The organism is Streptomyces spiralis (assembly GCF_014654675.1).
Taxonomy (GTDB): Bacteria; Actinomycetota; Actinomycetes; order Streptomycetales; family Streptomycetaceae; genus Streptomyces; species Streptomyces spiralis.
Genome location: NZ_BNBC01000025.1, coordinates 102,317 through 114,954, shown reverse-complemented (window position 1 = coordinate 114,954; position 12,638 = coordinate 102,317). Strand labels below are relative to the sequence as shown.

11 protein-coding genes are annotated in these 12,638 nt (G+C 72.4%); 6 read left to right on the top strand and 5 right to left on the bottom strand.

The genetic code is table 11. The annotated features are described in order from the left end of the window. Positions 1–38: 38 nt before the first annotated feature. From IE318_RS24835 to IE318_RS24820, 4 genes are all read right to left on the bottom strand, one after another. Complete coding sequence (locus tag IE318_RS24835; protein ID WP_189903787.1) at positions 39–2,033, bottom strand: TerD family protein; 1,995 nt, start codon at positions 2,031–2,033, stop codon at positions 39–41. A gap of 67 nt (positions 2,034–2,100) precedes the next feature. Further along, entirely contained in the window at positions 2,101–2,679 is a 579-nt protein-coding gene (locus IE318_RS24830; RefSeq protein ID WP_030181491.1) for a TerD family protein, read from the bottom strand. 171 nt (positions 2,680–2,850) lie between these two features. Further along, a complete protein-coding gene (gene uvrB / locus IE318_RS24825; RefSeq protein WP_189903785.1) occupies positions 2,851–5,007 on the bottom strand; it encodes an excinuclease ABC subunit UvrB in 2,157 nt (718 codons plus the stop codon). A gap of 64 nt (positions 5,008–5,071) precedes the next feature. After that, a complete protein-coding gene (locus IE318_RS24820) occupies positions 5,072–5,941 on the bottom strand; it encodes an MHYT domain-containing protein (RefSeq protein ID WP_189903783.1) in 870 nt (289 codons plus the stop codon). Between the two features lie 281 nt (positions 5,942–6,222). Here IE318_RS24820 and IE318_RS24815 point away from each other — a divergent pair, with 281 nt between their 5' ends. From IE318_RS24815 to corA, 5 genes are all read left to right on the top strand, one after another. Then, entirely contained in the window at positions 6,223–7,125 is a 903-nt protein-coding gene (locus IE318_RS24815; protein ID WP_189903781.1) for a glycerophosphodiester phosphodiesterase, read from the top strand. 49 nt (positions 7,126–7,174) lie between these two features. Next, the gene (locus IE318_RS24810; RefSeq protein ID WP_189903779.1) at positions 7,175–7,738 is read left to right on the top strand and encodes a methylated-DNA--[protein]-cysteine S-methyltransferase; all 564 of its coding nucleotides are present in this window, start codon (positions 7,175–7,177) and stop codon (positions 7,736–7,738) included. Between the two features lie 186 nt (positions 7,739–7,924). Beyond that, positions 7,925–8,830, top strand: a complete 906-nt coding sequence (locus IE318_RS24805; RefSeq protein ID WP_189903777.1) for a pseudouridine-5'-phosphate glycosidase — start codon at positions 7,925–7,927, stop codon at positions 8,828–8,830. Between the two features lie 50 nt (positions 8,831–8,880). After that, positions 8,881–9,810: a carbohydrate kinase family protein gene (locus IE318_RS24800; RefSeq protein WP_189903821.1), complete on the top strand. Its 930-nt coding sequence runs from the start codon at positions 8,881–8,883 to the stop codon at positions 9,808–9,810. Between the two features lie 230 nt (positions 9,811–10,040). Beyond that, positions 10,041–11,168, top strand: a complete 1,128-nt coding sequence (gene corA, locus IE318_RS24795; RefSeq protein ID WP_189903775.1) for a magnesium/cobalt transporter CorA — start codon at positions 10,041–10,043, stop codon at positions 11,166–11,168. Between the two features lie 56 nt (positions 11,169–11,224). Here corA and IE318_RS24790 read toward each other — a convergent pair whose 3' ends face one another. After that, positions 11,225–11,857 (bottom strand): nucleoside/nucleotide kinase family protein, encoded by a 633-nt coding sequence (locus IE318_RS24790; protein WP_189903773.1) that lies wholly within the window; start codon positions 11,855–11,857, stop codon positions 11,225–11,227. 65 nt (positions 11,858–11,922) lie between these two features. Here IE318_RS24790 and IE318_RS24785 point away from each other — a divergent pair. Beyond that, a partial coding sequence (locus IE318_RS24785; protein ID WP_189903771.1) for a DUF2293 domain-containing protein occupies positions 11,923–12,638 on the top strand: 716 nt, incomplete at its 3' end.

Genomic DNA, 12,638 nt, shown 5'->3' with positions numbered 1-12,638 from the left:
GTGACTTTACCGAGTCTTGATCCGCTGTGCGCCCGCGGTCATCGCTGCCCGTCGCGACGGGTCCTCGCCACCTGCGCCAGCACCTGTTCGAGCACGTGGCTGCCCGGTGGCACGAGCGGCGGCTCGTAGGTCCAGGCGTGTCCCACCCAGGGGTCGGCGAGGTGGTCGTCGGCAACCGGTGTGAGTCGCAGCAGCGAACGCCACAGCGGGTCGAGCAACGGTCCGTAGGCGGCGGCGTCCTCCCGGTCGGCGACCATCATCACGTGGACGCCGACGGCCGGTCCCTCGTCCGCCAGGTAGCGCAGCCGGGTCACGGCGCGGTCGTCGAAGCCGTGCGGGAAGTCGTTGACGATCAGCAGCTGCTCGGAGGTGTCGAATCCCGGCGGCAGCGCGTCGGGGGCGCCGCCACGCACGGCCATCTGCACGAGGTCGACCCGTTGGGTGAGCCGGCTCAGCACGTCCGTGACACCCGCGGCGCCGGCCGCGGGCGGGCCCGCGAGCACTCCCGTCCGTACCAGCGGCGCGAGCGCCTGCGCCGCGGACCCGGCCGGGTCGATGACGTGCACGGTGAACTCCCCCGCCGGGTAGACGGCGAGCAGCCGGGCGGCGTGTGCGACGGCCGCGTCCATCGCCAGGCGCCGCAGTCGCCCGGCGTCGGCGAACGTCTCGTCGGACATCCCGGAGCGGCCGCTGTCGATCCACAGGCCGCGTTCCAGGGGCAGCCGGACCAGCATGGGGATGCGCAGGGACGGGTTCTCGGGCAGGTGGAGGTCGCCGAGGCGCACGGCCATCGGGATCTCCATCGGCACCCGGTAGCCGTGCCAGACCGGGTTGTCCCAGCCCGCGTACGCGGGTGGCAGTGCGGGTTCGACGACCTCCGACTCGGCGGTGAGCTGGGCCAGGTCGCGGTCGAGGGCCGCTCTGGCCTGGTCGACGAGCCGGGTGTGCCGGACGTGGGCCGCCTGCCGTGCCGCGTCGCTCTGCCCGCCCATCCGGTTGCGCGGATCGGACAGGGCCTGGTCGAGTTCCTTCTCCCTGCGGGACTCGGCGAAGTCGACGGCGCTGCGGTAGGCGGCCGTGGTGCGTGCCAGGTCCTCGAACATGCCCCAGACCTGGTTGTAGAGCCGCTCCTCCATGGACCACCCGGTCGCGTCCCCGGCGACGGGCTGCGCGGGCCGGCCCGGCGGGGCGGGGGGCGCGGTCGGCGGGGGCGGCGGCGGGGCAGTCGTCTGCCGTCGGGGGTGGGAGTAGTCGATCGGCCCGCCCGCGGGCGCCGTCGGCTGCGGGCCGGCCGCCGGGTCCGGCGCTCCGGCTGCGCCCGGGTACGGGGGCTGCGGCGGCCCGCCCGCCGGATACGGCGGCTGCGGTGCCGGCTGCGCGGGGATGCCGGGGGCCTGGTCCCCTCCGGGGACCGGGGCGGCGGGCTGCCGGGAACGGTCGGCGTCCGCCGTGCGCGGCGGAGGGGCGGACACCGAGCGCGCCAGGGCGCGGGCCACGGCCTCCTCGACGGTGCCCGCCAGGTGGTGCGCCTGGGGCAGTCCCTGGTCGGTGAGGAGTTCGGCGAGGCCACCGGCGTATCCCTGGCCGACGGCGCGCACCTTCCAGGCGTCCTGCCGGCGGTAGAGCTCCAGAGCGATCACGGCCGTCTCGGCGTCCAGGCCGGTGACGGTGTAGCTGGCGAGTTCGGTGCCGTCCAGGCCGGTGACGGCCACGAACGGGGCGGCGACCGCGCCGAACCGGTTCGGGCCGTGGCCCCCGCCGGGCAGGACGAGCAGCACACTGACGCGGTGCACCGCCTCCGGCATCGCGCCCAGGTCAACGGCGAGCCGGTGGTCGGCCGCCGGCTGCCGGGAGACCTCGAGGCCGGGCAGGACGGGGGTGCCGGGGTGGGCCACCCCGTCGGCGCCGCGCACCTTGCCGTTCTCGTCGGCGGTCGTGGCGGCGGCCACGACCGATGTGCCTGCCGAGATCCGGATCTCGAGGCGAGCCTCGGAGAGCGGGTGGTTCTGCCCCCGCACCAGCTCGGCCGTCATCGCCTTGTCCCCCTGTGCCTGTGCCGTTTCCTGTGCCGTGGTGCGCCCTACCGCCGGCCGTGCCGTCCTACAGGTGCGGAAGGATGGCCGGCATGAGGTCCTGGAAGGTGCGGCCGTTGGCCGGGACGCCGAGGGCCGTCATCGTCCAGCCGGTCCCGGAGCGGTGCACCTTGGCCATGACCTGGGCGGTGACGTTGCCGCCGCCGGCCAGGGTGTAGCGGGCGAGTTCCTGGCCGTTGGTCTCGTCGACCAGGCGGCAGAACGCGTTCTGCACCTCCTGGAAGGTCTGGCCGGTGAAGGAGTTCACGGTGAAGACGATCTGGTCGATGTGCACCGGAACGCGCTGCAGGTCGACCAGGATCGCCTCGTCGTCGCCGCCCTGGCCGGCGCCGCCGACGAGGTTGTCACCGGTGTGCCGCACGGAGCCGTCGTCGCTGACCAGGTGGCGGAAGAAGACGACGTCGACCGGCTGCTTGTCGGCGAACAGAACCGCGGAGGCGTCGAGGTCGATCTCGCGCGTACGGGAGCCGAACAGGCCGCGGCGGGGCGCCGCCTGCCAGCCGAGACCCATACGGACCGCGCTCAGGCTGCCGCCGTCGTTCTTCTGCAGGCTGATGGCCTGACCCTTGGTCAAGTTGACCGTCACGGCTGATTCCCCTCTCGAACTTCTCCCCGGTTGCCGCGCGTTGCGCGGTTGATCAGCACCCTACGCAGTGGCACTGACATCGCCGCACCCCGGTCCGCACTTTGTGGCGGTCTTGCAACACAGTGCGTACGCGGGTGCCCGCGCCGGGCTCAGCGCGGGCACCTCGGGGGGTCAGGCCAGGCCCGCCTCCCGCATCTGGCGCAGTTCCTTCTTCATCTCGGAGACCTCGTCACGCAGCCTGGCCGCGACCTCGAACTGCAGCTCGGCCGCGGCGGCGCGCATCCGCTCCGTCATCTCCTCGATCTGCTCGGCGAGCTGCGCGGCGGGACGGTCGGTGGGCACCGTCTCCTTCGCCCTGCCCTTGGCGGACTTGCCGGACTTCGCCGCCTTGGCGCCCTTGCCCGTCTGGTCGCCGAGCGACGGCACCGGGGCCTTGGCGCCCTTGCCGTCCTTGGTCTTGCGGTAGCCGGTGCCGAGCAGCTGCTCGGTGTCGACCTCCTCACGGGCGATCTGCGCGACGATGTCGTTGATCTTCTTGCGCAGCGGCTGCGGGTCGATGCCGTTGGCCGTGTTGTAGGCGATCTGCTTCTCCCGGCGGCGGTTGGTCTCCTCGATGGCCTTCTCCATCGCCGGGGTGATCTTGTCGGCGTACATGTGGACCTGGCCGGAGACGTTGCGCGCCGCGCGGCCGATGGTCTGGATGAGCGAGGTGCCCGAGCGCAGGAAGCCCTCCTTGTCGGCGTCCAGGATCGCCACCAGGGACACCTCGGGCAGGTCCAGGCCCTCGCGCAGCAGGTTGATGCCGACCAGCACGTCGTACTCGCCGGAGCGCAGCTCGCGCAGCAGCTCGATGCGGCGCAGGGTGTCGACGTCGCTGTGCAGATAGCGCACCTGGATGCCCAGTTCCAGGAAGTAGTCGGTGAGGTCCTCGGCCATCTTCTTGGTGAGCGTGGTGACCAGGACGCGCTCGTCCTTCTCCACCCGCGTGCGGATCTCGTGCACCAGGTCGTCGATCTGGCCCTCGGTGGGCTTGACGACGACCTCGGGGTCGACGAGTCCGGTGGGGCGGATGATCTGCTCGACCTGACCGTCCGAACGCGACAGCTCGTACTGCCCGGGGGTCGCCGACAGGTACACCGTCTGGTCGATGCGCTCCTGGAACTCCTCCCACTTCAGCGGGCGGTTGTCCAGGGCGGAGGGCAGCCGGAAGCCGTGTTCCACGAGGGTGCGCTTGCGGGAGGCGTCGCCCTCGTACATCGCGCCGATCTGCGGCACGGTCACGTGCGACTCGTCGATGACGAGCAGGAAGTCGTCCGGGAAGTAGTCGAGCAGGGTGTTCGGCGGGGTGCCGGGAGCACGGTCGTCGAAGTGCATCGAGTAGTTCTCCACACCGGAGCAGGTGCCGATCTGGCGGAGCATCTCGACGTCGTAGGTGGTGCGCATGCGCAGCCGCTGGGCCTCCAGCAGCTTGCCCTGCTTCTCCAGCTCGGCCAGGCGCTCCTTGAGCTCCTCCTCGATGCCGCGGATGGCCCGCTCCATGCGCTCGGGACCGGCGATGTAGTGCGAGGCGGGGAAGACGTACAGCTGCTGGTCGTCGCTGATGATCTCGCCCGTGATCGGGTGCAGCGTGGACAACGCCTCGATCTCGTCGCCGAACATCTCGATGCGGACGGCCAGCTCCTCGTAGACCGGGAAGATCTCGACGGTGTCGCCGCGTACCCGGAAGGTGCCCCGGGTGAAGGCCATGTCGTTGCGCGTGTACTGGATGTCCACGAAGCGGCGCAGCAGCTCGTCCCGGTCGATCTCCTCGCCGACCTTGAGGGGCACCATGCGGTCGACGTACTCCTGCGGCGTACCGAGGCCGTAGATGCAGGAGACGGAGGCGACCACGACGACGTCGCGGCGGGTGAGCAGCGAGTTGGTCGCGGAGTGACGCAGCCGCTCGACCTCCTCGTTGATCGAGGAGTCCTTCTCGATGTAGGTGTCCGACTGCGGGACGTAGGCCTCGGGCTGGTAGTAGTCGTAGTACGAGACGAAGTACTCGACGGCGTTGTTCGGCAGCAGTTCGCGGAACTCGTTGGCCAGCTGCGCGGCCAGGGTCTTGTTCGGCGCCATCACCAGCGTCGGGCGCTGAAGCTTCTCGATCATCCACGCGGTGGTGGCGGACTTGCCGGTGCCGGTGGCACCGAGCAGGACGACGTCCTTCTCGCCCGCCTCGATGCGCCGGGCGAGGTCGGCGATGGCCTGCGGCTGGTCGCCGCTGGGCTGGTAGGGGCTGACGACCTCGAAGGGCGCCACCGTGCGTTCGATGTGGGAAACGGGCCGCATGCCATCCACCGTACGACCCGCCACTGACAACCGGTCCGGGGCAGCGGTTTCCCCGGATGCGCGGTCAGCGGTTCTGCGGCGTGCGCGAGGTGCGCCGGACCGTCGTCCGGCGGACGCGGGCCACCGGGCGGTGGGCGGAGTGCGCCACCAGTTCGGGGGCCGGTACGCCCGGCTTGTACTCCACCGGCGTCCAGTCGGGCCTGCCCATGACCATCAGCGGGTCGAACATCACGACGACACCGGCCAGCAGCAGGAAGGCGAGCGGGCCGATCAGCATGGGGGCGAGCAGGGTGGCCGGCGACTCTCCCGCGGTGCCGCCGCCGGATCCGTGCACGTGGACGCTGAGGGCGGCCATACCGGTGTAGTGCATGCCGCTGACGGCGAGGCCCATCACCAGGCTCGCGCCGACGCTCCACAGGAAGCCCCTGACCTGGCCGGCCGCCCACAGGGCGGCGGTCGCGGCGACGACGGCTATGACGACGGAGGCGGCGACGGTGAGGGTGTTGTACTGGAAGGTCCCGTCGAGCCGCATGCCCGCCATGCCGAGGTAGTGCATGGAGGCGACGCCCAGACCGGTGATCGTGCCCCCGGTGAACAGGGCCGAGCCGGTCGCGCCCCTGTAGCCGACGATGAAGATCCCGATGCCCACCATGACGATGGCGAGGGCCAGGCTGGCGTACGTCGTCGGCCTGTCGTAGTGGATCGGCGCCCCCTTGACGGTGAAGCCCATCATGGCGACGAAGTGCATGGTCCAGATGCCGGAGCCGATCGCCGCGGACCCGAGGGCGAGCCAGCCGGGGCGCCAGGTCTGGGCGACGAGCAGGGCGCGGGTCGTGCAGCGCAGACCGAGCGCCCCGCCCAGGCAGGCCATGAGGTAGGCCACCAGCGGCGTGACGAGCCCGTAGCTGAATCCGTCGACCGTGCCGTCGTGCATGCGCGGCTGCCCTTCGCCCTGTCGAGTGCCTGAATGTGGTGACGTCGCCCCTGCCTCCCGACCGTTCCCCGCGGTCAGGGTTGACGCAGAGAGTATGACCCCCGCCGGAATGGTCGAACGACATTCCGGCAAAGAAACACGACCTTGCCGCAGATGTGCGGCACCGGTGTGTGCACTCGGGCGACTCCGTTCAATCCGTGGCTGTCCTGTACCCGCCCGGCTCGTTGACTCTGTGCTGTCACTCTTGTACCCACAGTGATCATCCGATGCGAGGAGTACGTATGCACGCGCGCGCAGTTGCCGCCACGGCCACCGCTCTCCTGGGAGCCATGGCGCTGTGGCCCGCCTCCGAGGCCCGGGCGGCCGGGGGCCGTGAGCGGCCCCTGGTCGTCGCGCACCGGGGCGCCTCCGCCTACGCTCCGGAGAACACCCTTCCCGCCATCGACAAGGCGGCGGCGCTCGGCTTCCGCTGGGTGGAGAACGACGTGCAGCGCACCAAGGACGGCGAGCTCGTGGTCCTCCACGACGACAGTCTGCGGCGCACCACGAACGTCGAACAGGTCTTCCCGGACCGGGCGCCGTGGAAGGTGAAGGACTTCACCGCCGCCGAGATCGCGCGGCTGGACGCGGGCAGCTGGTTCTCCCGCGCGTACGCGGGCACGCGCGTGCCGACGCTCGACCGGTACATGCGCCGGGTCGAGCACAACCACGAGAACCTGCTTCTGGAGATCAAGAACCCCGGGCTGTACCCGGGCATCGAGCGGCAGACCCTCAAGGTGCTCGCCAAAGAGGGCTGGCTCGACCACCGGCACCTGGCGAGCCGTCTGATCGTGCAGAGCTTCAGCGCCGACAGCGTGCGCGCGGTGCACGCCCTCGCGCCCAGGGTCAGGACCGCCTACCTCGGCCGGCCGGCGGAGGGGGACCTGCGCCGGTACGCGGGCTTCGCCGACCTGATCAACCCCTCCCACGGCACGCTCTCCGCGAAGTACGTGAATGCGGTCCACGCCTTCACCGGCCCGCACGGCAAGCCGATGAAGGTGTTCGCCTGGACGGTCGACGACGCCTCCCGGGCCCGGACCCTCGCCGGCTACGGCGTCGACGGCATCATCACCGACAAGCCGGACGTGGTGCGCGCGGCCCTGCCCGCCGCCGAAGCCCCGGCACCGGCCTTCCTCGTCGGGTGAAAGCGCAGGTCGGCGGGCATTGTCAGAGGCGGGCCGTACGGTGGGCCGCATGGACAGCCACGAACGGGAAGAACGCAGCGAACGGCAGGTCGTGTGGGCCGTGGCCGCCACCGGGATCGGCCCTCTGCTGCTCGCGGCGACGGAGGACGGCCTGGTCAACGTCGTGTTCCACGCCACCGACGCGGTGCGCGACCGGGCGCTGTCGCGGCTGGCGTCGCGGCTCGGCGCAGAGCCCGTCGAGGCGCCCGGATCCCCGCTGCTGGCGGAGGCGATACGCCAGCTGGAGACGTACTTCGCGGGTGAGCGACGGGACTTCGAGCTGCCTTTGGACTGGTCCCTGATCTCGGGCTTCAACCGGCAGGTGCTGCGGGAGCTCGCGTCCGGCGTGCCCTACGGCACGGTCGTCGGGTACGGGGATCTCGCCAAGCGGGTCGGGCAGCCCGGAGCCGCCCAGGCCGTGGGCGTGGCCATGGGCGCCAACCCCCTGCCGGTCGTGGTGCCCTGCCACCGGGTCGTCGAGAGCGACGGGGGCATCGGCGGCTTCGGCGGCGGTCTGGAGACCAAGCGCGCGCTGCTCGCACTGGAAGGGGTACTGCCCGAGCCGCTGTTCTGAGGCACGGCGCCGTCTCAGCGGTGCCATGCCGGCCTGGCGTGTCGGTGGTGCCGTGCCAGCGGTGCCCTGTCGGTCGTCGTGCCGTGCCTCGAAGACGTTCCCGTCCGGTCGGGGCCATGCGGGGGTTTGACCGGGGGTGCGGCCCGCCAGAGATGAGGGAGGGAGCGACAGACGGGAGGCAGGCACGTGCTGGTGGTGTCCGAAGAGGTACGGGAGGCGCTCGCCGCGCGCCGTCCCGTGGTTGCCCTGGAGTCCACGATCATCGCCCATGGGCTGCCGCGCCCGCGCAACCTCCAGGTGGCGCTGGAGCTGGAGGACGCGGTACGGCAGGAGGGTGCCGTACCCGCGACGATCGCCGTGCTGGACGGGCGGCCGCGTGTCGGCCTGGACAAGGAGCAGCTGGAGCGGGTCGCGAACGAGGAGGGGATCCGCAAGCTGGGCCACCGCGATCTCCCGCTCGCCGTGGCCGCCGGGGCCAGCGGGGCGACCACGGTGTCGGCGACCGCGCTGCTGGCCGCCCTGGCGGGCGTCCGCGTGTTCGCCACGGGTGGGCTCGGTGGTGTGCACCGGCAGTGGACGGTCACTCAGGACGAGTCCGCCGACCTGGGGCTGCTGGCCCGCACCCGGATCACGGTCGTCTGCGCGGGGGTGAAGTCGATCCTGGACGTTCCCGCCACCCTGCAGCGGCTGGAGACCCTGGGGGTCGCGGTGGCCGGCTACGGCACGGACCGCTTCCCCGGCTTCTACCTCGCCGACTCGGGCCATCCGGTGGACTGGACGCTGAGGACGCCGCAGGAGGTGGCCGAGGTCATGCGTGCGCAGAACGCGCTGCGTGCGCCCGAGTCGGCGCTGATCGTCGCCAACCCGGTGCCCCGGGAGGAACAGCTCGATCCGGAGCTGCACGCGCGCGTGCTCGCCGATGCCCTGCGCGCCTGCGAGGCGCAGGGGATCACGGGGCAGGCGGTCACCCCGTTCCTGCTCGACCACCTGGTGCGGCACACCGACGGAGCCTCACTGCGCGCGAACCTCGCGGCCGTACGCGGCAACGTGCGCCTGGCCGCACGCATCGCGGCGGCGTGGACCCGGATGTGACGGCGGGTACGGCGGCCGGCACGGCGACAGCCGCGGGTGCGGGGCGCGGCGTGGGCGGCGACGCGGGTGGCGCGTTGCTGGTGGTCGGCGACGTGGTGACGGACGTCGTGGCACGGCATCGCGGTCCGCTCACCTCCGGTACCGACACGGCCGCCGCGATCCGGCTCCTGCCGGGTGGCGCGGGCGCCAACGTGGCCTGCTGGGCGGCCCGTCACGAGTGTCCGGAGGTACGGCTGCTCGGCCGGGTGGGCGCGGACACGGCCGCCTGGCACGAGCGGGAGCTGGTGGCCTCCGGGGTGCGTCCGCGGCTCGTCGTGGACCCGGACGCACCGACCGGGACGGTGGTCTGCCTGGTCGACGCGGCGGCCGCCGCCGAACGCACGTTCCTCACCGACAGCGGGGCGTCGCTGCGGCTCGCCCCCGGCGACTGGTCGGAGGCGCTGCTCGAGGGGGTGGCCAGGCTGCATCTGTCGGGCTACCTGCTGTTCTCCGAGCCGGGCCGGGCGCTCGTGTCGGTGGCCGTCGACTCCGCACGCGCGCGGGGAGTGCCGGTGAGCCTGGACCCGGCCTCGGCCGGATTCCTCGCCGCACTGGGCGTGGACCGGTTCCTGTCCCTCGTCGAAGGGGTGGACATGCTGCTGCCCAGCCGCGACGAGGCGTGTCTGCTGACGGGCCTGCCCGACCCGGCGGACGCGGCGGCCAAGCTGAGCCGGCACGTCCCGGTGGTGGTGGCCAAGCAGGGCGCCGAGGGAGCGCTGGTCGCCCGCTCGGGCGCCGTGTGCGCCCGCGTGCCCGCCGTAACCGCGGTGCCTCGGGACACCACGGGTGCCGGAGACGCGTTCACGGGGGCGTTCCTCGCCGCGCTGCTCACCGGCGCCACGCTCGAGGCCGCGGCGGCGGAGGGCTGCCGGGCCGGAGCGCTGGCGGTGGAGAGGGTGGGCGGAAGACCTCCACGGGGCGCCGCCTCCCGCGGCCTCTGAGCAGGTGCTGCCGCTCCGGGTGCGGAGGGCTGCTCCGGGCGCCCGAGGGGCCTTGCGGACGCCCGTCGTTGCTTCGGCCCTTGCACCGTGGCGGAGGCTGTCCACAGGCGGGAACAAAGCGGAATTGCTCGTTCCCACAGGCTTACCCGCCGCTCACGCCGGCCTGGCAGACTGGCGCGCCACGGCGCAGTGAGCGCCGCACGCGAGGAGATCCACGCAAGGAGATCCAGATGTCCATGGCAGGGAATCTGCGAAGGGTGACGGGCCTCGACAAGGTCGGCGGCCTCCGCAGGGTGGCGCAGCTCGGCCGCCGGCGCCGGCCGGTCGACCTGAGCCATCCTGCCCGGTCGCCGCTGGGCTCCTCGGTGGTGAACTGTGTGACGTACCGGGACGGTGTCCGGCTGCCGGAGACCGGCGACCTGGTCGAGGCCGTGGCACGCGTGCGCAAGAACCGGGACGGTTTCGTCTGGCTGGGGCTGCACGAGCCGACCGGCCAGGAGTTCGCGGGCATCGCCGAGCTGTTCGATCTGCACCCGCTGGCCGTCGAGGACGCGATCGAGGCCCACCAGCGCCCGAAGCTGGAGCACTACGACGAAACGCTGTTCGCGGTGTTCAAGACGGTCTGCTACGTCGAACACGAGCAGCTGACGGCGACGAGCGAGGTGGTGAACACCGGCGAGATCATGGCCTTCGTCGGCCACGACTTCGTCATCACGGTACGGCACGGACGGCACGGCTCGCTCGGTCCGCTGCGCGAGGAGCTGGAGTCCGACCCGCAGCAACTCGCCAAGGGGCCGGCCGCGGTGCTGCACGCGATAGCGGACCACGTGGTCGACGACTATCTGAACGTCACCGACTCGATCCAGGCGGACATCGACCAGGTGGAGATGGACGTCTTCGCGCAGAACGGCGCACGCACCGACCCCGGACGCATCTACCAGCTCAAGCGGGAACTGCTGGAGCTGAAGCGGGCCGTCGCCCCGCTCGGCCGCCCGATGGAGGACCTCGCCACCCGGCCGATCCGGGTGGTCGACCCGGAGATACAGGCCTACTTCCGGGACGTTCTGGACCACCTGATACGTGCCAAGGAGCAGATCGCGGCCTTCGACGAGATGCTCAACTCGATCCTCCAGGCCCATCTGGCGCAGGTCACCGTCGCGCAGAACGAGGACATGCGCAAGATCACGGCGTGGGCCGCGGTGATCGCCGTGCCGACCATGGTGTGCGGGGTGTACGGAATGAACTTCGAGCACATGCCGGAACTGCACTGGCGGTTCGGTTACCCCCTGGTCATCGGCGTGATCTCCACCGCCTGCCTGGCGCTGTACCGCGGCTTCAGACGCAACGGCTGGCTCTGACCGCGGGCCGCGTCGGCTTCCGGGACGGTCCCGGCCGGCGCGGGGCTCGACGGTTCTCAGCCGCCCCAGGCCGGATGGCGCGGGTCGTCGGCGCGGACCAGCACGTCCGCCGTGCCGGCCGGGTCGATCTCGGCCTCGTAGCGCTCGAAGGCGGGCAGCGTCCAGTGCTCCGTCTCCGGCGTACGGCGGCGCAGCGCGCCCGGGGAGAGGAGGACATGGACGCTCAGGTCGAAGGGGAACCAGTGCCGCAGCAGGAGGGGACCGTGCAGCAACAGCAGCCCGCCGGGCGGGAGTCGGACGTAGGAACTGCGGGTCGCGCGGTCGGTGACCGGGTCCCTCAGGTCGGGCAGGATGCGGCCGTTGCCGCCGGCCTCCAGCGGGCCGAAGACCTCACGCCAGAGGGAGCCGGTGTCGAGCCAGCCGTCGTAGTACGACTCCACGTCCCGGTGGCCGTGCTCCAGCCGGAGGGACGCCGGGCGCAGAAAGCCCTCGGCGCCGACGACCAGCGACGGGCGGCCCCGCACACGCAGCGCCTGCGAGACGCGCTCGGCCAGGTCGCCCGGCCGGGCGGCGGGGGCACCGTCGAAGGCGACGCGCGGCCAGGGACTGCCGTCGCCCGGTTCGAGGTCGAGCAGCCGCTCGGCCAGGAGGTCGCCGAGCCGTTCCCAGGTGATCGCTTCGAGTCGCACACGGCCATGATGCGCCAGGCCGGAGTCCGGGTGCGGCGCGGAGAGCGCCGGGGAATGAACCTCGCATGGCGCTGCCCCCAACTCCCCCGCCACGCTCCGGCCTTCTGGTCATCCAGCCGCTGCGGCGCAAGCACTGCGCCGAGTGCCGCCGGGGTTCGCTGTCCATGCTGGTCCTGGAGGAGGGCGCGCCCCGCTGCCTGGACTGCGCCGACCTGGGACACCTCGTGTTCCTGCCGCGTGGTGATACCGCGCTGACGCGCAGGTCACGGGAGGAGAGCGCGCTGTCGGCGGTGGTGGTGCGGTTCAACCGGCGCAAGAGCCGCTACGAGCGGCAGGGCGTGCTCGTCGAGGAGGCGGCGCTCGCCCGGGCCGAGGAGCGGTGCCTGGCGGACGCGGAGGCGCGGCGCCGGCGCCGGGTCCGGGACGCGCGGCGGCGGGCGGCGGAGGACGCGCGCTTCACGGACGCGTTCGCGGCCGAGATCCGGCGGTTGTTCCCCGGCTGTCCGGCCGAGCGCGCCCGGGCCGTCGCCGCCCATGCCTCGGTACGCGGCAGCGGACGGGTGGGGCGCAGCGCGGCGGGACGGGCGCTGTCCGAGGGCGCGGTCGTCTGGGCGGTGAGGGCGTCCGTACGGCATCTGGACACGCCGTACGACCGGCTGCTGATGGAGGGGGTGCCACGGCACGAGGCACGCCGGCGGATCGCGGCGGACGTGGAGTCGGTGCTGGGGGCGTGGCGGGAGGCGGGGGCGGACGGGGGCCGGGGGCGGGAGGGGAGGGGGGC

What these genes read in the sequence shown, in the direction of transcription:
- corA (WP_189903775.1), top strand. Translation starts at nt 10,041, where the DNA reads ATGTCCATGGCAGGGAATCTGCGAAGGGTGACGGGCCTCGACAAGGTC.
- uvrB (WP_189903785.1), bottom strand. Translation starts at nt 5,007, where the DNA reads ATGCGGCCCGTTTCCCACATCGAACGCACGGTGGCGCCCTTCGAGGTC.
- IE318_RS24820 (WP_189903783.1), bottom strand. Translation starts at nt 5,941, where the DNA reads ATGCACGACGGCACGGTCGACGGATTCAGCTACGGGCTCGTCACGCCG.
- IE318_RS24815 (WP_189903781.1), top strand. Translation starts at nt 6,223, where the DNA reads ATGCACGCGCGCGCAGTTGCCGCCACGGCCACCGCTCTCCTGGGAGCC.
- IE318_RS24835 (WP_189903787.1), bottom strand. Translation starts at nt 2,033, where the DNA reads ATGACGGCCGAGCTGGTGCGGGGGCAGAACCACCCGCTCTCCGAGGCT.
- IE318_RS24810 (WP_189903779.1), top strand. Translation starts at nt 7,175, where the DNA reads ATGGACAGCCACGAACGGGAAGAACGCAGCGAACGGCAGGTCGTGTGG.